The 20835-nt window shown below is 68.2% G+C and carries 17 protein-coding genes; 7 read left to right on the plus strand and 10 right to left on the minus strand.

What is annotated here, in order from left to right; translation table 11 throughout:
* The first annotated feature begins 9 nt into the window (after positions 1–9).
* Positions 10–1271, plus strand: a protein-coding gene (locus ACFS27_RS29655) for an IS3 family transposase (RefSeq protein ID WP_377183469.1) whose coding sequence is annotated in 2 segments (ribosomal slippage) — positions 10–355 and positions 355–1271 — 1263 coding nt in all. Because the reading frame shifts where the segments join, the coding sequence is not laid out codon by codon here.
* Here the strand turns inward: ACFS27_RS29655 and ACFS27_RS29660 are convergent.
* The 4 genes from ACFS27_RS29660 to ACFS27_RS29675 all read right to left on the minus strand — a co-directional run bounded on the left by ACFS27_RS29660 (position 1226) and on the right by ACFS27_RS29675 (position 4845).
* Positions 1226–1576, minus strand: coding sequence for a hypothetical protein (locus ACFS27_RS29660; protein WP_377191025.1), 351 nt, complete (start codon positions 1574–1576; stop codon positions 1226–1228). The genes ACFS27_RS29655 and ACFS27_RS29660 overlap by 46 nt on opposite strands.
* A gap of 46 nt (positions 1577–1622) precedes the next feature.
* Positions 1623–1883, minus strand: coding sequence for a hypothetical protein (locus ACFS27_RS29665; protein ID WP_253878285.1), 261 nt, complete (start codon positions 1881–1883; stop codon positions 1623–1625).
* A gap of 62 nt (positions 1884–1945) precedes the next feature.
* Positions 1946–2761: a hypothetical protein gene (locus ACFS27_RS29670; protein ID WP_253878287.1), complete on the minus strand. Its 816-nt coding sequence runs from the start codon at positions 2759–2761 to the stop codon at positions 1946–1948.
* Positions 2758–4845: an FtsK/SpoIIIE domain-containing protein gene (locus tag ACFS27_RS29675; protein ID WP_377191027.1), complete on the minus strand. Its 2088-nt coding sequence runs from the start codon at positions 4843–4845 to the stop codon at positions 2758–2760. Before ACFS27_RS29675 ends, ACFS27_RS29670 begins: the two co-directional genes overlap by 4 nt.
* Positions 4846–4905: 60 nt before the next feature.
* On the opposite strand from ACFS27_RS29675, the gene ACFS27_RS29680 reads away from it, so the two are divergent.
* Positions 4906–6167 (plus strand): IS3 family transposase gene (locus ACFS27_RS29680; RefSeq protein WP_377183469.1). Its coding sequence is split into 2 segments (ribosomal slippage): positions 4906–5251 and positions 5251–6167, totalling 1263 coding nucleotides; the frame shifts between segments, so codons are not numbered across the junction.
* Here ACFS27_RS29680 and ACFS27_RS29685 read toward each other — a convergent pair.
* Positions 6150–7079: a hypothetical protein gene (locus tag ACFS27_RS29685; protein WP_377191029.1), complete on the minus strand. Its 930-nt coding sequence runs from the start codon at positions 7077–7079 to the stop codon at positions 6150–6152. The genes ACFS27_RS29680 and ACFS27_RS29685 overlap by 18 nt on opposite strands.
* A 237-nt stretch (positions 7080–7316) precedes the next feature.
* Here ACFS27_RS29685 and ACFS27_RS29690 point away from each other — a divergent pair, with 237 nt between their 5' ends.
* The 4 genes from ACFS27_RS29690 to ACFS27_RS29705 all read left to right on the plus strand — a co-directional run bounded on the left by ACFS27_RS29690 (position 7317) and on the right by ACFS27_RS29705 (position 10763).
* On the plus strand, positions 7317–7751 hold the full coding sequence (locus tag ACFS27_RS29690; RefSeq protein WP_253878291.1) for a DNA methyltransferase: 435 nt from the start codon (positions 7317–7319) through the stop codon (positions 7749–7751).
* Between the two features lie 35 nt (positions 7752–7786).
* Positions 7787–9075, plus strand: a protein-coding gene (locus ACFS27_RS29695; protein ID WP_377191031.1) for an IS3 family transposase whose coding sequence is annotated in 2 segments (ribosomal slippage) — positions 7787–8060 and positions 8060–9075 — 1290 coding nt in all. Because the reading frame shifts where the segments join, the coding sequence is not laid out codon by codon here.
* Positions 9076–9098: 23 nt separating this feature from the next.
* Positions 9099–9698 (plus strand): DNA-methyltransferase, encoded by a 600-nt coding sequence (locus ACFS27_RS29700; protein ID WP_449302021.1) that lies wholly within the window; start codon positions 9099–9101, stop codon positions 9696–9698.
* 312 nt (positions 9699–10010) lie between these two features.
* Positions 10011–10763 carry a DNA-methyltransferase gene (locus ACFS27_RS29705; RefSeq protein ID WP_301313126.1) on the plus strand — a complete coding sequence of 251 codons (753 nt, stop codon included), beginning with the start codon at positions 10011–10013 and terminating at the stop codon, positions 10761–10763.
* A gap of 27 nt (positions 10764–10790) precedes the next feature.
* Here ACFS27_RS29705 and ACFS27_RS29710 read toward each other — a convergent pair whose 3' ends face one another.
* Positions 10791–12410, minus strand: coding sequence for a DUF6119 family protein (locus tag ACFS27_RS29710; protein ID WP_253877975.1), 1620 nt, complete (start codon positions 12408–12410; stop codon positions 10791–10793).
* Positions 12411–12655: 245 nt separating this feature from the next.
* Positions 12656–16090 (minus strand): MobF family relaxase, encoded by a 3435-nt coding sequence (gene mobF / locus ACFS27_RS29715; RefSeq protein ID WP_253877981.1) that lies wholly within the window; start codon positions 16088–16090, stop codon positions 12656–12658.
* 796 nt (positions 16091–16886) lie between these two features.
* Between mobF and ACFS27_RS29720 the strand changes: the two genes are divergently transcribed.
* A protein-coding gene (locus ACFS27_RS29720) for an IS3 family transposase (protein WP_377183469.1) occupies positions 16887–18148 on the plus strand; the annotation gives its coding sequence in 2 pieces (ribosomal slippage) (positions 16887–17232 and positions 17232–18148; 1263 coding nt in all).
* A 555-nt stretch (positions 18149–18703) separates the two neighbouring features.
* Here ACFS27_RS29720 and ACFS27_RS29725 read toward each other — a convergent pair.
* The 3 genes from ACFS27_RS29725 to ACFS27_RS29735 form a co-directional block, all read right to left on the minus strand.
* On the minus strand, positions 18704–18877 hold the full coding sequence (locus tag ACFS27_RS29725; RefSeq protein WP_253877973.1) for a hypothetical protein: 174 nt from the start codon (positions 18875–18877) through the stop codon (positions 18704–18706).
* 500 nt (positions 18878–19377) lie between these two features.
* Positions 19378–19776 (minus strand): hypothetical protein, encoded by a 399-nt coding sequence (locus ACFS27_RS29730; protein WP_253877972.1) that lies wholly within the window; start codon positions 19774–19776, stop codon positions 19378–19380.
* Between the two features lie 41 nt (positions 19777–19817).
* Positions 19818–20835, minus strand: a 1018-nt coding sequence (locus tag ACFS27_RS29735; RefSeq protein ID WP_377191033.1) for a hypothetical protein, incomplete at its 5' end; no start/stop codon positions are given.

Raw genomic sequence — 20835 nt, forward strand, 5'->3', positions numbered from 1 at the left:
TTGATCCGCATGGCTATGAAGAACTATCCGGAGGAGTTCAAGGCCGATGCTGTGGCCTTGTACGAGTCCACACCCGGGGCGACGATCAAGGGGATCGCCCGGGACTTGGGCGTCTCGCGAGAGACGTTGCGGTTATGGGTGCGCCGCGCGGCTGAGCAGCGCGGGCAGGCCGCCGTGACGGCCGGTCCGGCAGCGGGCACGACGCCCGGCGAGCCGGCGGTGCGTTCCGGTGGCCGGGTCGGGCAGCTGGAGGCACGGGTCGCCGAGCTCGAGGCAGCCAACGCTCGCCTGGAGGCTGACAAGCGCAAGCTCGCCACCGAGCGGGAGATCCTGCGCAAGGCCGCGAAGTATTTCGCGGGAGAGACGACCTGGTGAGCCGCTTCCAGTTCGTCGCCGAGCACCATCCCACCTACTCGGTGAAGCGGCTGTGCCAGGTTCTTGAGATCAACCGGTCGAGCTACTACAAGTGGCGCGACGGTGCCGCTGGTCGTGCCGCCCGGGCCAGGGCTGATGCCGGGCTGGCGGCACGGATCCGGGCCCTGCTGAAGGAGGATCCGGCTCTTGGCTCGCCGCGGGTCACGACCGAGCTGCGTAAGACCGACCCGGTCGGGCCGCCGGTGAACCACAAACGGGTCGCTCGTGTGATGCGCGAGCACGGCATCGCGGGGATCCGGCTGCGCCGACGGGTACGGACCACGGTCCCGGACCCGTCCGGGCAGAAGGTGGCCGACCTGATCAAGCGGGACTTCACCGCTCCGGCACCCAACCGCCGGTATGTCGGCGACATCACCTACCTGCCGATCGGTGGCGGGCAGTTCTTGTATCTGGCGACGGTGATCGACCTGTACTCGCGCCGTCTCGTGGGCTGGTCGCTGGCCGATCACATGCGCACCGAGCTGGTCACCGACGCCCTGCAGGCCGCCGTAGCCGAGCGGGGTTCGCTGGCCGGAGCAATCTTTCACAGCGACCACGGAGCCCAGTACGGATCGAAGGACTACGCGCAGCTGTGCGGCCGGCTGCAGGTGACTCAGTCCATGGGCGCGGTCGGCACCAGCGCCGACAACGCCCTGGCCGAGTCGTTCAACGCCACGCTGAAACGCGAGACCCTGGCCGGCGCACCCGCGTTCGACGATGCCCGCGCCTGCCGCCTCGCAGTGTTCCGCTGGATCACGCGCTACAACCTGCGCCGACCGCATTCCCGGCTCGGGAACCAGAGCCCCATCGACTACGAACACGAAACCGACCCGGCTACGCTACGGCTGGCCGCCTGACCACACGAAGACGTGTCCACTTCTCGGGGCGAAGGCCCCCTGACGTGGTCGTAGGTGGTGGTCAGGCTGGTGACAGCGCCTTGCAGGAGCGCAGTCAGATGCTCGACGGAGGACTCGATCACCTGCCCGCGTTCTTCGAGCAGCTCCGCCTTGACCGCGGCCTCGTAGGCCGAGACGGACCCGAGCAGGTTCGCGTCGCCCTGCGTGGCCTGCGCCAGCTCGGCGATCAGCTGCAGGTCCTTGTCGGTCTGCTCGTAGAACTCGAGCAGGTCCGCGGCGATGCGTTGCAGCCTGGACATCGCCACAGGTGCTCACCCCCTTGTTCCCGCGCGGCACGACGGCGGTGGACGGTCAGATCTGGTTGGTGTACGCGCTGGCCTTGCGAGCTGCGTCCAGGAGAGAGTTGACGGTCTCTTCGGCAGACCGCACCGCGGCGGACAGCGACGCGATGACTTCGCGGTCGGTCTGCGTGGCGGTGCCGCCGATGAGCTCCTGGATCTCCCCTATCTGGTCGGAAAGCTTCGCCTTGTAACCGCTCAGACTGTTGGCCGTGTTCTGCGCATTGCTCGCTACCACCGATACAGCGGTCTTCAGGTCCTCGACCTTGGACATTCACATACCCCCTTGTTGCGGCCCGGTACGGGCCAGACTGGAACTCACTGCATCGAGCCTGGTCACGCGGGACCTAACCCGGACGGACCAGTGGGCGGCTTCACGCGGGCGGCGCGGATCATGCCCGCCCTGGCCGCCAGGATCACCGCGACTACGGCTCCCAGAAGCAGGAGGATCGCCGAGATCACCGGCCCGGTCAGGGCAACGACCGCGACCAGGACACCGGCCGCGATGCCGCCGCTGATCGCGGCAGCTGTCCAGCCACGTGTCCGTGCCGGCCACGCCACGCAGAACGCAATCACCGCACCCGCTGCTTGCACGTACCCGGCAGCGCCGAGCAGCCCGAGTACGCCCGCGGTGATCGCGACGGCGGCGAGCACCACACCGATGGAGATCCATCGGGCTGTGCTGGCAGCCCGGCGTCGCCGGGCCTGGGCGAGCTCGCGGTGTGCTTGGTGGAGCTGTTCGGTCAGGCCGTCCATCGCGGTGAGCGCCTGCTGGGTGGTCTCCACAGGCAGCTCGGCGCTGCCGGAGCCGGCGCCGTCGGGTGAGACCCCCGCATCGGCCAGGATCTGCGCGATCTCTGCCTCGAACGGCCCTACCCGCTCTTCGACCCGTGCACGGTGTACTCGGGCCTGGTCGACGTCGGCCTGCGCCCGCGCAACAGCGACCTCCGCCTCCTGCGTCGCGGTGTCGGTCTCCTGGAGGGCAGTGGCCTGGGCGTGTGCCAGCTGGGTGACCGACTGCCGGTAGTCCTCCCACACCGCTCCGTGATCGGGGGCAGGCACGTGTGCGGGCGGAGTGCTCACGTTCTCGCGCCCGGCCCGGTCATCAGGGCCCTTGTCCGGCGTTGCCCACGGGTTGAGATTGGTGGTCATCGGGTCGCCTCCGTCCGGCCGGTCGTGGGGCGTACTTGAAGAGCGAGCTGTTCGCCCTCCGACGCAGTCAGCGGTGCGAACGGCACGGCGAGGACGGGGTCAACGCCGATGCCGTCCCAGACCAGGCATCGCGCGGGGTCGGAGGCCCAGCGCAGCAGCGGCTGCCCCAGCGCAGACCGGACGCCGTCCTGCGGGTGCTTGAGGAAGATGTAAGCGCTGACGCTGGAGCGTTTGAACCCGAGCTGCTCGGTGACCACGTGCAGCCTGTTCCACCAAGCGAACGTCACCACCCCAGCACCCGGGCCGTGCTTGAGGACGTCGTCCAGGGCACTGGCCGGGCTCTCCATCAACCCCTCGGGGTTCTGCGTCATCCCGGCCACCGCGTGCAGCCCGTGCCCGAGCACCAGCAACGGACCGGGGACCTGCCGGTCACGGATCTGGTCACGCAGAGTGAAGATCCGGGCGGTGATCGACTCGTGCGACGTCACGTGCTCCACCGAGCACCCCGCAGCGAACAACACGTCCGTCAGTGCTCGCTTACCCACGGTGGTGGCCGGGTCGGCGGCCGTTGCGTCCAGGAGCACCACCTTCGGAATCTCCGCCGCGGCACCCCTTGCGGCGAGGACGGTCGAGAGGGTGAGACCGGTGATCACCCCGAGAGCGTCAGCTGGCCCGTCGCCCACAATGAACACCCCGGCGCCCGGCTCGTGCCGGACCGGGATTGTCGCCGGCTGCTCGGTCACAGCAACCGGCAAACCCGCCCACGCGTTCGGGGCGCCCGTGACATCACGCCCGGGCTCGATGGAGCCCACCGTCGTCCGTAGGTTCGCGGGTTCGGCCAGGTGGAACACCCGTGGGACGGACACCCGCTCCCCACCCGCGCGTTCCCACAGCTCGCGCCGCAGGTCCGCCAGGACGTCCGGGTCGGCGTGGGCGACCTGGATCTGCCGGTTGTCACCGGTAGCGCCGTAGTTGTCGTTCAGGATCGCTTGCCCGCGGAACTGCAGACCTGCTGCGGCGCTGTTGCCCGCGCCGAGGACGACCTGGGAGTCGTTGCTGGTGGTCTTCAACGCGATACGCACCGGGACCTGCCCGAAGATCGAGTCCCGCTTGGCCGTCAGCTTCGGCGTGCCGTCCAGCGTCTGCGTCGACAACACCATGTGCACGCCGTAGCTGCGCGCGATCCGGGCGATGCGCTCCAGCAGTCCAACGGCTTCGGTCGCCAGGTCGTCGTCGCCGTCCAGCAGGACCTGGAACTCGTCCAGCACCACCAGCATCCGCGCCGGACGGGGCAGGCCCGCAAGGCCGCCGGGCGGGATCTGCGCGATGTCAGTGACATCCATCTGCTTGAAGACCTGCGAGCGCGCGACCAACTCCTGGTTCAGGTGGCGCAGGACCGCGACGCCGAAGGTGCGGTCGGCGTGGATCCCCAGCACCTTCGCGTGCGGAAGGAACGCCTTCCGACCCGGTCCTGGACCGAGCCGGGCGAACTCCACGCCGTGCTTCATATCGATCAGGTACATCTCCAGGTCGTCCGGGGAGTACCGCACGGCCAGGTTGTGGATCAGGGCCAGCAGGAGGTTGGACTTGCCCTGCCCGATCGCGCCAGCCACCAGCACGTGTGGCAGTGGAGGGTTCCCCGACCGCAGACGAACGACAGCCGGATCGGCGTCGGTGAACCCAATCGCCGCTTCCAGACCCTCACCCTGCTCGATCGGTACCCACCACGTCTCGCGCGGGGGCAAAGTTTCGGTGAACCCGATCGTGGGCAGTGCGGCCTTGCTCGTCCGCTCCACCACGTCCCGGCACACGGCCTCGGTGTCCACGACCGGACCGTCGGGCACGACAGAGACACCGGGCAGGGCCTCGGCCCACAGCTCGTCACCGCCGGCGACAACCGTGGACAGCGGACCAAGCAGGTCATCGGGATTCACGCCCGGGGCAGGCTGTGCGGTCGGGTCGAACGTCACCAGCAGGCTGATCCCACGTGCCTGCCCAGACTGCGCCAGGCGGACCAGGTCGGCCTGTGCGGTCTGGTCGACGCCGCGGGGGTAGTCCAGCACCACCAGCACCCGGGGCTTCACCCCGTTTGGTGGACACGCTGATACTGGATCGTGGATCCAGAGGAAGCGAGTTTGATCCGCATGGCTATGAAGAACTATCCGGAGGAGTTCAAGGCCGATGCTGTGGCCTTGTACGAGTCCACACCCGGGGCGACGATCAAGGGGATCGCCCGGGACTTGGGCGTCTCGCGAGAGACGTTGCGGTTATGGGTGCGCCGCGCGGCTGAGCAGCGCGGGCAGGCCGCCGTGACGGCCGGTCCGGCAGCGGGCACGACGCCCGGCGAGCCGGCGGTGCGTTCCGGTGGCCGGGTCGGGCAGCTGGAGGCACGGGTCGCCGAGCTCGAGGCAGCCAACGCTCGCCTGGAGGCTGACAAGCGCAAGCTCGCCACCGAGCGGGAGATCCTGCGCAAGGCCGCGAAGTATTTCGCGGGAGAGACGACCTGGTGAGCCGCTTCCAGTTCGTCGCCGAGCACCATCCCACCTACTCGGTGAAGCGGCTGTGCCAGGTTCTTGAGATCAACCGGTCGAGCTACTACAAGTGGCGCGACGGTGCCGCTGGTCGTGCCGCCCGGGCCAGGGCTGATGCCGGGCTGGCGGCACGGATCCGGGCCCTGCTGAAGGAGGATCCGGCTCTTGGCTCGCCGCGGGTCACGACCGAGCTGCGTAAGACCGACCCGGTCGGGCCGCCGGTGAACCACAAACGGGTCGCTCGTGTGATGCGCGAGCACGGCATCGCGGGGATCCGGCTGCGCCGACGGGTACGGACCACGGTCCCGGACCCGTCCGGGCAGAAGGTGGCCGACCTGATCAAGCGGGACTTCACCGCTCCGGCACCCAACCGCCGGTATGTCGGCGACATCACCTACCTGCCGATCGGTGGCGGGCAGTTCTTGTATCTGGCGACGGTGATCGACCTGTACTCGCGCCGTCTCGTGGGCTGGTCGCTGGCCGATCACATGCGCACCGAGCTGGTCACCGACGCCCTGCAGGCCGCCGTAGCCGAGCGGGGTTCGCTGGCCGGAGCAATCTTTCACAGCGACCACGGAGCCCAGTACGGATCGAAGGACTACGCGCAGCTGTGCGGCCGGCTGCAGGTGACTCAGTCCATGGGCGCGGTCGGCACCAGCGCCGACAACGCCCTGGCCGAGTCGTTCAACGCCACGCTGAAACGCGAGACCCTGGCCGGCGCACCCGCGTTCGACGATGCCCGCGCCTGCCGCCTCGCAGTGTTCCGCTGGATCACGCGCTACAACCTGCGCCGACCGCATTCCCGGCTCGGGAACCAGAGCCCCATCGACTACGAACACGAAACCGACCCGGCTACGCTACGGCTGGCCGCCTGACCACACGAAGACGTGTCCACTTCTCGGGGCGAAGGCCCCCCGGTGCGCGTCCGAGGACCGGGACCTGGCCTGGAGCTGCTCGAACTTGCTCAGCCCGGCCTGGGCCATGCGATGCGCGCGCATCGATGACACCTCACCCAGCCCCGCCAGCACCGAACGCAAGCCCGCGGCGTCGTGCACCGGCCTAGACACGACCTGCCCGAAACGAGACGTGACCGCACCTAAGACTCCCATCACACCGGTGACCTGGGGATCGAACGTCTCGACCTGCACCCCGAACGGCTCCGAAGCCGCAACCACACGCAGCACCGCCTGCTGCACCACCGTCAGGCACGCCGACCGGTCCTGTCCCAGCCGCCCGGCCAGGTCGTCAGGAGCGTCCGTCGCGCGTGCCGCTACGCCCTCGCGGACGGCCCTCCCATCCGGGAGGACCTGGTCGGTGGAGACCTCGGCGAAGTCGTCCTCCGTGACCGCTGACGACGGCAGGACACACCACCCGGTGGTGCCCAGCAGCGGCAACACCACAGGGACGCCGGTACCCGCGGCAGTACCGACCCGGACGAACCCCGCCCACCGCGCACCAGCGGCCAGATTTCCTCGCCGCCAGCGACCGTCGCCGGGTTCCCAACCTGCAGCACCCGGCGCGAGCACGGCGGCTTGTTCGGCCAATTGGCGCCTGTCCTGGGCGTCGAGCGTGTTCGCTTGCTGCTGGACGGGCAGGACAGCGACGGAGGCCTGAGCGCGTTTCGCGGCAGACAACCTCGCCACCGCGGCGGATTCCTCCTGCATGGCAACAGACCGCGCATCAACCACGAGCCGGCGTGCGGCACCGGCCAGCGCCCGCATGCGCTCCTCGACCGTCCCTGGCGACTCCACAACCTCGCCCGAAGCGGCCCCTACCTGGTCACTCACACCGGCCCCCGCCCGAGAAAAACACCAACACGACCGGGCCAAGGCTCCCACACGCCACCGACACCGTCGATGGAAGCCCAGACCACGGCAGCCACCGGGAGCTCTGGGTAAAGGTGTCGCGGGGACGGCGCGGCACCTCGCGAGCATGACGAACATCGGCAACCTTCGCACGGCTCACGCCGACCGGACGCCGTCGCCCTTGTCCGGTCCGGCGCCCATTTGCCCGGTGGCCAGAGCATGGTGACGCCTTATTACACCGACGACGCTGTCACGCTGTACCACGGGGACGCGGCGGCAACCCTGGCGCAATTCGAACCAGGGTCGGTCAACTGCATTGTCAGTTCGCCGCCCTACTTCGGCCTGCGGGACTACGGCGTAGATGGGCAGCTCGGCGCTGAGCCCTTGCCCAATGACTACGTCGATGCTCTTGCCCAGGTGTTCCGCCAGGCCCACCGGGTGCTCGCCAACGACGGCACACTGTGGCTTAACCTCGGTGACTCGTACTCCAGCGGGGATGGCGGCCAGGCGAACCTGGCAGAGCTCGGAGAGCGGCTCGGCACCGCAAGCGGTCATAAGGCCGACTCATCCAAGGTCCCTCGCACTCGTACTGCTGGTCTCTCTGCGAAGAACCTCATGGGCATGCCGTGGCGTATTGAACCGGCCCGGGTTTGATGCCGCTGCTGTTTGAGTCCGGAAGGATGAACAGCATGCCGAAGAAGATCGATCCCCAGCTGCGTGCGAGGTACGTGCGGCTGGTGCGCGAGCACCAGCAGGAGTACCCCACCCTGACCGCGGCGGTGGTTGCGGTGGCCCGTCAGGAAGGTGTCTCGAAGGAGTCGGTGCGGCGTTGGCTGGCCCAGGCCGACGTCGATGACGGGACCCAGCCCGGTGTCACCAGCGAGGAGTCTGCCGAGGTCCGGCGGTTGAAGGTCGAGGTCAAGCGGTTGCGGGAGGACAACGAGATCCTGCGGAAGGCCTCGATTTTCTTCGCGGGGGAGCTCGACCCCCGAAACCGCTGATCTGCGCGTTCATCGACGAGATGAGGGACCAGGGTTATGCAGTCGAGCCGATCCTGAGGGTCCTGCGTCAGCAGGGCCTGCAGATCGCTGCGAGGACCTACCGGGCCTGGAAGCGTCCGGCCCGTATCGCGGACCGCACGATCACCGACGCGGTGGTCGAGGACACGATCCGCGATCTGGCGTGGACGTTCAACGAGACCACGGGGCGCAAGCAGATGACTCCGGAGGGGCTGTACGGGCGACGCAAGTGGCTCGCCCTGCTGCGCCGCCGGCACGGTCTGGTTGGCACGTCTCGTGGTGCGGTCGACCGGGCGATGCGGACCCTGGGTCTTGCGGGTGTCGTCCGGGCGAAGACGCTGCGCACCACCGTCCCTAGTTCGGACGGGAAACGTGCCGGTGACCTGCTGGGTCGTGACTTCACGGCCTCTGCACCGAATCGTGTGTGGGTCACCGACTTCACCTACGTCCGCACCTGGGCCGGGTTCGTCTACGTCGCGTTCGTCGTGGACGTGTTCGCCCAGCGGATCGTGGGCTGGCACGCCAGCTCCAGCAAGAAGGTCGAGCTGGTCATGACCCCTTTGCGGATCGCGCTATGGCAACGCGAGAGAGAAGGAAACCCTGTCTCACCTGGGGATTTGATCCACCACAGCGATGCCGGATCTCAGTACACAGCGATTCGCCTGACCGAGCACCTCGCCCTGGAAGGCATCAACCCATCGATCGGGTCCGTAGGCGACGCCTACGACAACGCCCTCATGGAAACCATCAACGGCCTGTTCAAGGCCGAGTGCATCCGCACCACCGTGTTCCATGCCGGGCCCTACCGCACCCTCGCGGACGTCGAGTACGCGACCGCCGGCTGGGTCGACTGGTACAACAACCGACGCCTCCACGGCTCTCTCGGGATGCTCACCCCGATAGAGTTCGAAACGCTCCACTACCAGGCCCTCACCCGAGAGCCCGAACCCGCAAAGTAGCGGCAAGGAACCCGGGCCGGTTCATATCGTTCGCGCTCCAGGACGACGGGTGGGTCCTGCGCAACGACATCATCTGGTCCAAGCCCAACGCGATGCCCACATCGGTCGCCGATCGCTTGGGCAACCGCCACGAGCATGTTTTTCTGCTCTCGAAGACCCGGCATTATTGGTTCGATCTAGATGCGATCCGTCAGCCGTACGACGGCGACAGGGCACCATCTCGACGCGCTCGCACCGGGCACGCAAACAAGGCGAACACGATCGCCCGCCCGTGGGGTGGTCTCAAGCAGCCCCAACCGAACATGGAAGCCACCGGCGTGGCCCATACCGCAGCCGACGACGCCGGCAGGAACCCTGGCGACGTATGGACCATCGCTACCCAGCCGTTCGGGGGCGCCCACTTCGCGACAATGCCACCCGCGCTGGCTCAGCGCTGTGTCCTGGCCGGGTGCAAGCCAGGCGGAGTGGTCTTGGACCCATTCTCCGGATCGGGTACCACGGGACTGGCTGCGACCGAAGCCGGGCGCCGTTACATCGGGATCGATCTCAACGAGGACTACCTCGACCTGTCGCTACGGACCCGGCTGCGGCAGGGCGTGCTCGACCTCGAGACAGGCGTCTGATCCGTACCCAACAACGCCGCAGCGGGTCATCCGTCACGCTCGTGTCGGATGACCCGCTGGTGCAGGGACGGCGCGACACGTCGGCTGCTGCCGCGTGACGACATCTCGACGGCTCAGGCCGCAGGGCGCCAAGACGGGCGCGGTCGAGCACCTGAACGACATGAAGAATCCTTCCGACAGTGAGTCCGTGCACCGGACAAGCAGCAGGGTCGTCCTGGCACGTCTGGCTGCGAGCACTCCGCTAGGTCCTGACGGGTGCTTCCACGTCGCCGTCGGCCGCCCCGCGTACGACCCAACGCTGCGGGCTCGGTCATGACGCCGTACTTCAGTGATCAGGACGTCACTCTTTACCTGGGTGACGCTGCGGAGGTCTTGCCCACGCTGGGTGCGTTCGATGCGGTCGTGACCGACCCTCCGTACGGTGAGACGTCGCTGGATTGGGACGTCTACCCTGTCGGGTGGCCGCAACTCATGACCGGTCATGCGTCGTCGATGTGGTGCTTCGGTTCGATGAGGATGTTCCTGGACCACGTCGATGACTTCGCCGGTTGGCGTATGTCCCAGGACGTGATCTGGAACAAGGGCACCGGGACCAGCCCAGCGACAGATCGGTTCCGGCGCGTCCACGAACATGTCCTGCACTTCTACCGTGGCGCCTGGCGGGATACCCACCACGACACCCCGCGCGTCCAGATCATGGGGCGAGCACGCAGTGGCCGGTCTTCGAGCGGCCCGGGGCCGTCTACGCATGCTGGGTACGGCCCATCCGCCTGGGTCGACAACGGTACTCGTTTGGTCGAGTCGGTTCTCTACGCCCCGAAGGACCGTACCGGAGCGGCGAGCAACCCCACCGCGAAGCCGGTCGGCTTGCTCGAGCTGCTCATCAGCTACAGCACACTGCCTGGGGCGACGGTCTTGGACCCGTTCGCCGGATCGGGCTCCACCGCTGTGGCGGCCCGTCATACGGGGCGCCGGGCAGTGCTCATCGAGAAGAGGGAGGAGCAGTGCGAGGCCGTTGCCCGACGCTTAGCGCAAGGCGTACTCGATCTTGCCGCAGACGTATGAACTGGTGATCGCCGAGGGGTGTGTCGTTCACTCGACGATGATGGGCGCGACGTACACGTCGATGCCGCGGCCCTGGATGTCCTGGGCTGCCCGCACGAGGTTGACCCGCGAAAACGTGAACAAGCTCTCCGCGGAGACCTCGGTCTTTCTCGCCATCGCGAGCACCACTCGTTCGGGACGGTCTTTGACCCACGACGGGTCGCCGCCCTCAGCCTCGACCCGTTCCCTCAGACGTTGTACCGCTTGCTGGTCCCACGCCAGCGCATGGGTCGAGACATAAGCCTGCGCGAAGAGGTGGCTTGCTGGCGCGGAGGAGTCGAACTTCTTGACGTGGATCAACGATCCGTCGCTGAGCAGCACGTCACAGGCTTCGAATCCTCTGGGGTGGGCGTCGGTTCGGATCAGTTTCTGGTCGAGACAGATCCCCCCGAGCTGGGCTGCGAGGGCCTGGTTGTACTGGGCCTCATTCTTCGTCGTGGCCGGCCAGCCAGGCAGGGGCGGCTTGAGCCGCTTGTGGAAGATCTGTTCGGTCAGACGCAGGAGTCGCTCGGCGTACTGCTCGTCCATCTGAAACCACTGCCCGTCGAACAGGCAGTACTTCTTGCCGTTGTGCGAAGTTTCGAAGGCGAGCCACTTCCGGGCCGAGATCGCTCCGCTGATCGGGTCGTCTTCATCGGCGCTGCTGAACAGTTGGACCTTCATCTGCTTGAGCCGCTGCAATGGAGCCGTCGAGCCCGCAAGGGGGGCGACCAGGTCCTCAAGTACGGGCAGGCCGTCCTGCAGGGCTGAACTACCTCGCCCGGCTCCGGATCCCATGAGCTTGAAGTGTGTCGGCGGTGCGTTGTCCCCGATGTGCTCGAAGGGCCAGGACAGACCCAGCTGGCGTTCTTCATCGGCTGTGAGTGCGTCGGCGAGTTGTTGGTCCAGCGCGCTGACCAGGCTTGCCGGCTTTCGAATCGGAACCAGCTGCTCCAGGACACTCATGCCTGGTGGCGGGTCGGTGGCAAGCAGGGTCTCGATATAGTCCAGGTCTGCGATGAGGTCATTCGCGATACGGCCGAGTGGGATGTTTAGAGCATCTGCACCACGGACGGTGACCTTCCCGTCGTGGGTGAGGCCAGGCGCCATCCCGCGGACGACGATCCGGGTTGCCATCTCACCGAAGGCCTCGAAGCCGAAGCCGTTCAGGCCGTCCCCGCTAGGCACGGTCACGCGGGCGACCTGGGCGCGTGAGTCGATGGCGCTGCGGGTCACTGAGCTGATCTGGGTGGGGTCGGCGAGTCGTATCGCCACGCGCTGGCCGAAGCTGGAGTCGACGAACGACTGATCGATCAGCTGGAACCCCATGCCGAAGGTGACAGCCCATGCGCCGTCTTCCGCACGGCGAATGATCAGCGCACCGGCTGCTGTGACGTTCCCGATCGTTGCCGGGAACCCGGTCAAGGACTCGACGTCCTGGGCCCACTTGGCGTGTTCCGTCGCCATGACGCCCAACACGAGCAAGGCCTCACGTCCCCCGACAACGACGTCGTGCAGGTCGAAGTCAAGGTCGTCGACGTATCGCTCGCGAACGGCCGCGCGCAGGTCGTGGACATCCACGAGGCGGTAGAGGGTCCGGGCGGTGGCGTTCGACTCGTTGCGAGGCACGAGATCGATGGTCCCAGCGGGTGCGAACTGCGCAAACGCTCGGCGTGAAGATCACCCGGCAGTGGATCGTCCTGTCCTCCACGGCCACTGTCAGTGCCGGCCGGTACGGTCGAGCGCAGCCGAAGAGAGACGCAAGGACCCCGGTTCGTTTGCGGGCCAACCCGTGCGATCCCCGCACCTCCTCGGCGCCGTCGATGACGGCAACGCTTCGCTTGCCCCACCAAGATGGTGGCGTGCCGTGTTTCCTACAGATCGAGCGGTGCCCTGTCTCGGCGCCCGGACCGTAGGGGCAGTGCTCGGCTCGGTACTTGTCCACGAGAGTCCGGAGGTGGACGAACGGTGGCTGCGTCGCGCTCGGCAAGGGCAGCGATCACGCGTGCGCGTTCCTCGAGTGCCGCCCGTTCGTCCTGGGTCATGGCGCCGAGCGCTTCGGGGACGCCGTCGGCAACGAAGTGGGTATCCCTGGTGCCAGGCTTTCTGGCTGCTCGGTTCAGGCGCGCGCCGAGCATGGCGCACACGTCATCGGCGATCAACAGGCCGGGCTGGGCCGCGACCCGGGGAAGGAGGGTCTCCACGTCGTGCCCGAGGGCTTCGGCACGGCGCAGCGCTCGACACATTGGACCGAACGCGTCGGTCATGACTGCTGTATCTGCTTCGCCAGGTGTGAGCTTGCCCGCCGTGCTCAGCGCGCTTGTGACCAGCCGGATCCAGCGAGGTCGTTGAGCGACGTCGGCAATGTGCTCGTACTCGGCGATCAGCCGGTCTCGCCCGGTCCACTTCTCGTGTTCGGCGCGGTGGGTCTCGTGTGCGGAGAGTTCTGCGCCGGGACGGGCCAGGATCCGGTAGAGGATCGCCCGGGCGGTCGGGTTCTCGGCGGGTGGGGTGTGGTCGTCATCGGGCAGGTCGGTGGCGACGTAAGCGTGGTTGGCGTGGCGCCCACGGGTCAGGGCGACGTACAAGTTCTCCCGGACGGTCCTGGTCGTGACCAGGACGTGCGCGGTATCAACGGTGATGCCTTGGGCGCGGTGGGCCGTGACGGCGTACCCGAGGTTGAGGTGTTCGGCCACGTACTGGGCTGGCAGGATCACGCTGGACCCGAGGCGTGAGGACGTGCTGGTCGCGCGCCGGGAGGGCAGGACTCGTCGGGCATCGATGCTGCCGTCGCGGCGGACGTGAGTGATCTGCCAGCGGTCGCCGTTGCGCACGAATCCGCCCCGGGCGGTCACCAGACGGCGACGGTTGCGGCGGGTGATGACGAGGTCACCTTCGGAAGCTTCCGTCCCGTCCGCCAAAGCGAGGGCGCGGCCGGTGTCGACTTCACCGGCGAGAATGCGGTCGGCCCGGGCACGTCGGTTCAGCTCGGCCACCATGGCGTTCGTGTCCGCCACCAGCACCGTGGTTAGACCCGCCGTGTGGTCGTGGTGCCAGGCGGTGTAGGCGGCGTCGGCCATCTCCTGGGTGGTGCCGTCATGGAGGCGTCCTTGGTCGTCGTAGGCGGGCACGGCTTCGGGGCGCCCGTCGCGCAGGGCGAGGGAGGCGGTCTTCTCCCAGGCGTGGGTGAAGCGGTGCAGCTCGAGCAGGCGTGGCGGGTCGGTGCGGGCGTTGACGAGCATGGCGAAGGCGCCACCGGCGTCGACGGCTTGGAGCTGGGCGGGGTCGCCGACCAGGAGCAGCTTCGCCCCCGCACGCTCGACGGCGGTGGCGAGGGCGTTGAGAGTGTGGGTGCCAGCGAGAGTGGCTTCGTCCACGATCACCAGCTGCCCGCGACGGAGCTCGACCTGGTACCAGGGCTTGGTGCTGGTGTGGTCGTGGAGCCACTTCGCGGTGGTCTCGGCGTGCAGTCCGACGTCCTGCCCGAGAACCTTCGCGGCGGCGGCCGACGGCGCCAGCGCGACCACACTCCCGCGGCCGTGCTGACTGGTCCATGCTCGGACGAGGGCGCGCATCGTCGTGGTCTTGCCCGCACCCGCAGGCCCGACGAGCACATCCACCGTCCGGCCCGAGGCTGCGACCTGGCCGACGGCGGACGCCTGCTCTCTACTGAGGTTCCGACCCCGGCCCGGACGTTGGGCAGCGAACGCGGGGTCGCCGGGGCGCAGGGTCGGTGCGGTGGTTTCGCCGGCCAGGTCCAGCAGGTGCTGCTCGGCGTCCCAGACCGCGGTACTGCTGAAGACGGTGTGGTGCTTGGGCCGCAGCATCGTCGTGCCGTCAGGGCGTCGCAGCGCCGTGGGCGTAGGCGCGAGCTCGCTCGGGGTGAGCGGGACAGACCCAGCCTCGGCCAGCGCGACGATCCGGGCTGTGACCTGCTCCCGGTCGGCGGCCGAGGTGAGGCGCCAGCCGGCGGTCTGGCGGGAGGCTTCCGCCCACAGGTTCCAGTGCGTCCAGGTCGCCCTACTGTCCGACACGGTCGCCAGGGTGCTGGCGGCGGCCTTGGCCAGTGCGTCGTCGGGCACCTGGTCGGCGCCGTGGGTGCGGGCGGTGCCGGAGGTGGTTAGGCGGCGGGCGAAAGCGACCGGGTCGCCGTCGTCGAGCGCAGGCAAAAGTCGCGCGGCTCGGCGGCGCCAGGTGGTAGTCAGGTCGTGCAGGGAGTGCAGTGTCTTCTCCGGGCGGGTGGCCAGGGTGGCCTGTGCCCGCAACTGGCCGACCGTCGTCTTCGAAGGGCGGCGCCCGTGCCGGGCGATGTACTGCGCGATCAGGACGTCGGTGGCGGCATTGATCTGGGTGGATCGGGTCGAGAACTCGGCGATCAGTTCCTCGCTGACGCCGTCGATCTCCCACTGCGGGTTCCGGTCCGCTCCGCGGCGGCGACGCTCCCATGCCAGGCCGAAGGTCCCGGTGAGGCGGTCCCGCAGGACCGCGTCATAGTGCGCCGACAACGCCACCGCGGCTGCGAACAGTAGCTGGCCGTCCAGGGTCCGCCACTGCCCGTCGGCCAGGGTCATTACCTTGTTGGAGAGGACAACGTGGGTGTGTAGCTGCGGGTCATTGGTCCGGGAGTCCCAGTGGTCGAACGCTGCAGCGATGATGCCCGCGACGTCGGCCTGGGCGATGCCGTCTTTGCCGACCCGAGTTGCGGCGACGTGGCGTTCGAGCAGTCCGAGGGTCTCGCGGACCGCGGCGTGATGGGCCTCCACGATCCGCGCCTGGGTGTTCGCATCGGCCAGCGCCCACAACACGCTCACCGACTTCGGCACGGAGAACGTCAGGTCGAACCCAGCGACGGAATGCCGGTCGCCAGCGCGATGCTCCTCGGACTCGATGGCGGCTGTCTCGATCGAGCGTTCGTCGTCGGTGAGCCAGCGGTCGAGCTTCGCGACCCGTTCGTCGATTCTCTGTGCGGCGGGCTTGTAGGTCCGGTAGTCCCGTCCCAGCCGTGCACCGGTGATCGGGTGACGGCCAGCTCCGATCAGGAGCTTGAGTTGATCCTCGGTCACCATGTCGCCGTCGGCGATGCCTGCGATGTCGGCAGCTCTACCTCCCGGTACCTCCTCCGGTGCGGCCACAGCCAGCGCCGGGTCCAGAGCCTCTAGGCCGGAGCCGAGCCAGAACCCCGGCGGCGTACCCGCCTCGAGGTAGTACCGCGTCACTCGATCCGGTGCCGAGCGATCCCCGTCCCCACGAACGACAGAACGCAGGAGGTAGGCGTAGCCGTCTCCAGCTGAGACCTTGCGGATCGACATCGTCACGAGCGCACCTCCACTACGTAGGTGCATCCAGGCAGCCGACCCAACACCTCTAGATGTTCCTGAATGCAATCAGTGTGAGGGGTGAGGGGTGAGGGGTGAGGGGTGAGGGGTGAGGGGTGAGGGGTGAGGGGTGAGGGGTGAGGGTGAGGGGTGAGGGGTGAGGGGTGAGGGGTGAGGGGTGAGGGGTGAGGGGTGAGGGGTGAGGGGTGAGGGGTGAGGGGTGAGGGGTGAGGGGTGAGGGGTGAGGGGTGAGGGGTGAGGGGTGAGGGGTGAGGGGTGAGGGGTGAGGGGTGAGGGGTGAGGGGTGAGGGGTGAGGGGTGAGGGGTGAGGGGTGAGGGGTGAGGGGTGAGGGGTGAGGGGTGAGGGGTGAGGGGTGAGGGGTGAGGGGTGAGGGGTGAGGGGTGAGGGGTGAGGGGTGAGGGGTGAGGGGTGAGGGGTGAGGGGTGAGGGGTGAGGGGTGAGGGGTGAGGGGTGAGGGGTGAGGGGTGAGGGGTGAGGGGTGAGGGGTGAGGGGTGAGGGGTGAGGGGTGAGGGGTGAGGGGTGAGGGGTGAGGGGTGAGGGGTGAGGGGTGAGGGGTGAGGGGTGAGGGGTGAGGGGTGAGGGGTGAGGGGTGAGGGGTGAGGGGTGAGGGGTGAGGGGTGAGGGGTGAGGGGTGAGGGGTGAGGGGTGAGGGGTGAGGGGTGAGGGGTGAGGGGTGAGGGGTGAGGGGTGAGGGGTGGGGGCTTCACCCCGTTTGGTGGACACGCTGATACTGGATCGTGGATCCAGAGGAAGCGAGTTTGATCCGCATGGCTATGAAGAACTATCCGGAGGAGTTCAAGGCCGATGCTGTGGCCTTGTACGAGTCCACACCCGGGGCGACGATCAAGGGGATCGCCCGGGACTTGGGCGTCTCGCGAGAGACGTTGCGGTTATGGGTGCGCCGCGCGGCTGAGCAGCGCGGGCAGGCCGCCGTGACGGCCGGTCCGGCAGCGGGCACGACGCCCGGCGAGCCGGCGGTGCGTTCCGGTGGCCGGGTCGGGCAGCTGGAGGCACGGGTCGCCGAGCTCGAGGCAGCCAACGCTCGCCTGGAGGCTGACAAGCGCAAGCTCGCCACCGAGCGGGAGATCCTGCGCAAGGCCGCGAAGTATTTCGCGGGAGAGACGACCTGGTGAGCCGCTTCCAGTTCGTCGCCGAGCACCATCCCACCTACTCGGTGAAGCGGCTGTGCCAGGTTCTTGAGATCAACCGGTCGAGCTACTACAAGTGGCGCGACGGTGCCGCTGGTCGTGCCGCCCGGGCCAGGGCTGATGCCGGGCTGGCGGCACGGATCCGGGCCCTGCTGAAGGAGGATCCGGCTCTTGGCTCGCCGCGGGTCACGACCGAGCTGCGTAAGACCGACCCGGTCGGGCCGCCGGTGAACCACAAACGGGTCGCTCGTGTGATGCGCGAGCACGGCATCGCGGGGATCCGGCTGCGCCGACGGGTACGGACCACGGTCCCGGACCCGTCCGGGCAGAAGGTGGCCGACCTGATCAAGCGGGACTTCACCGCTCCGGCACCCAACCGCCGGTATGTCGGCGACATCACCTACCTGCCGATCGGTGGCGGGCAGTTCTTGTATCTGGCGACGGTGATCGACCTGTACTCGCGCCGTCTCGTGGGCTGGTCGCTGGCCGATCACATGCGCACCGAGCTGGTCACCGACGCCCTGCAGGCCGCCGTAGCCGAGCGGGGTTCGCTGGCCGGAGCAATCTTTCACAGCGACCACGGAGCCCAGTACGGATCGAAGGACTACGCGCAGCTGTGCGGCCGGCTGCAGGTGACTCAGTCCATGGGCGCGGTCGGCACCAGCGCCGACAACGCCCTGGCCGAGTCGTTCAACGCCACGCTGAAACGCGAGACCCTGGCCGGCGCACCCGCGTTCGACGATGCCCGCGCCTGCCGCCTCGCAGTGTTCCGCTGGATCACGCGCTACAACCTGCGCCGACCGCATTCCCGGCTCGGGAACCAGAGCCCCATCGACTACGAACACGAAACCGACCCGGCTACGCTACGGCTGGCCGCCTGACCACACGAAGACGTGTCCACTTCTCGGGGCGAAGGCCCGTGAGGGGTGAGGGGTGAGGGGTGAGGGGTGAGGGGTGAGGGGTGAGGGGTGAGGGGTGAGGGGTGAGGGGGCGGGGTGAGATGGCGGGGGCTTTACGGGAACACAGCCGACGGCGGACCGCGGGCCAGCCGTTGATCAGCCCGCGACGTCGTACACCACTGGCGCGCCCAGGCCATGAGCTTGCGACGCTCACTGTCGTGGCGGCCCGCAGGCTCGCGACGACGCTCTCGATACCGTCCAGGAGCGCGGCAAGCACTGCGGCACCGCGACCGCCGACGTCGGGCACGACGACGGCTTGCTCCAGGTCGCCGCCGGCCTCGGCCAGCGCGACCGGGCCGAGCTCGGGCCAGCTGACCAGGGCGACCCACCCGTCGCACTGCGCGACGCCTAGGAGTCAGCACATCAGGTTCGCCGAGTCCCGGACGGTGACCACGGGGCCGGGGGCAGGTCGCACCCGGCCGGCTCGGGTCGAGACCGGGGATCGGCGGCAGCCAGTGCCAGCGAGGCTGGTAGGTGTCAGCCCCGGTCGGGCACTCCGATGCTGAGCATCTGCCAACCCTCGGGGACCTGAGCGTCCAGTTCGTCGCGGCCAGCTTCGTAGGTCGTGGCCTCGACCTCGATCTCGCGGGCTTGGGACGACTCGTCGCCGCGGACGGCGGCGCGGGTGTCGATCGTGGCCGTGACTCTCATAGGGTGCCTCTCCGTGATCCCACTGAGTCCCATAGTGCGGCCGACCACTGACACCCGCGGACTGGGCACGCGCAGTGGAGTGGTGATCTGCATGACACGACAGGCTGGCCACGACGAGATCACCACATGCCCTGAGCCACCCCGCCGGCCTTAGCGGCATCTCGTCAGAGATGCAGGCCGTCGTTCACGCCCGGACGCTCGCCCTGGTCGATGAGCCGGGGTGCGGGCGGGGTGCGGGGCCGGTTAGGCGTCGGTGGGTGCAGGCGCCGGGTGCAGTCAGCCCTCGCTGGGTAGCGGCACCTCCGATCCGGCTAAACGCCTCCAGTATCCGCTGACCCAGGCGCGACCAGTCGGCTTCCGGGACCAGCAGGGGGTGCCGCCGGGGCCGGGATGAGCACATGCTCGGTGTGCGAAACACTCGTTCTCGCAGCACCCGATCACGAACAGGACACCTAAGCGCCACACCGCGATCTACCTGCTGCGGGCTTCTCCGCCTCGGGCTACCGCACTGGCCGGCCGATGGCCGCACGAAGGAGCCCGCCGACGCCGAGCAGGATGAGCCAACCGGCGACCAGCGTGAACTTCAGAGCGTTGTAGGCAAACAGCGCTACGAGGACCCAGGCGACCATGTGGTGGAGCTCGTAGAAGAACCAGGCCGCTCCGGCGTAGGCGAGGGCAGACGCGAGCGCCAACGGAAACCCCCAGCGGCGGTGGCCACGTCGGCTCATCCAGATTGCCGCCTTGGTCGTCGGACCAGCCTCGAACATCGGCGCCGCAACCGTCGGCGCGTTCCGAGGGCTTGGGTCGCGCCGCAGGTAGGTGGGCACGCTAGAAACGGGGAGCACCCCGGATCCCGTCGCGTGAGTCATCTCGTACTCGATGGCGTTCGGCGTCGACATCCTCCCCACCTCCCGATTGGCTAGTGCTAGAACAACCGTGCTTACAAGTTACGCGCGATGTGGGGAAGCGTCGAGCGTCCACGCCGCAACCGAGCGGGCCAACTGATCGTCAGCATCCCGTGAGGGCGCGGGAGAGTCTTCGCGCTCGGAGAGAGATCTGGCGTCGCGCCTTCGGGCCACCACTCGAATATCGGGTCGCATTCGCGATGGTCGGCGCCGTAGGTCTGGATGGACTCGGCCAGCCGTGTGGTGAGGGCGCCTGCAGCTGGTCCTTTGCCGACGGCACCGATCTCCAGCTCATTGCCGTCGCCCAGCGGACGCCACGCCAGGGCGGCAAAAGAACCCGCCTCGGTGATCGCCGGGTAGAACGACTTCTCCGCGCCGCGGTCGGTCGGATCTTTCGCCTCCATGGCACACCCACCAGGCTGGATGAGCACCCAGGTCAGCAGGTCCAGCCAGATCGTCCGGCTGGCATAGATCACACCGGACCACGCCTCCGCGTGCTCGGCGGCCAGGACACCATCGGTGACTGCGAAGTCGTCAGGAATCTGGTCGGCGAACCGGAACGTGACCGCCTTGCCGGAGAGACCAGTCAGCTCGACCGCCGGCGGCTCGTACCGATTGGCGCCCTGCAGGGGAACGAAGCCGCCGGGCACGGTCGACTCCGAGATCAGGTGTCCGTCCTGATAGCGGAAACCGATGATGCGTTGCAGACCCGGGGCGATCTGTAGGGGCACGACCAGGACGCCGTCGGGCGCCAGCTGCTCCAGCCAGACCTTCGGGATGGTCCATGGCGAGACAGTGACCATGATCCGGTCGAAGACCCCACGGCCAAGATGCCGACCCGCGTCGGCCGTAATGACCTCGACCCGGTCGCTGAGGCCAAGTCGTTCGAGTCCTGCCGTGGTACGCGCGGTGACCGACTCGTCGATGTCCACGGTGACCACCTCACCGTCCGGGCCGACCAGGTGCGCGAGCATCGCCGCGTTCGGGCCGCCTGAGCCGATCTCCAGCACCCGCATCCCGAGCCCGACATGGGCCTGGCGCAGGTTCCCGGCC

The organism is Promicromonospora vindobonensis (genome assembly GCF_042685865.1).
In the GTDB taxonomy this organism is placed as follows: domain Bacteria; phylum Actinomycetota; class Actinomycetes; order Actinomycetales; family Cellulomonadaceae; genus Promicromonospora; species Promicromonospora vindobonensis.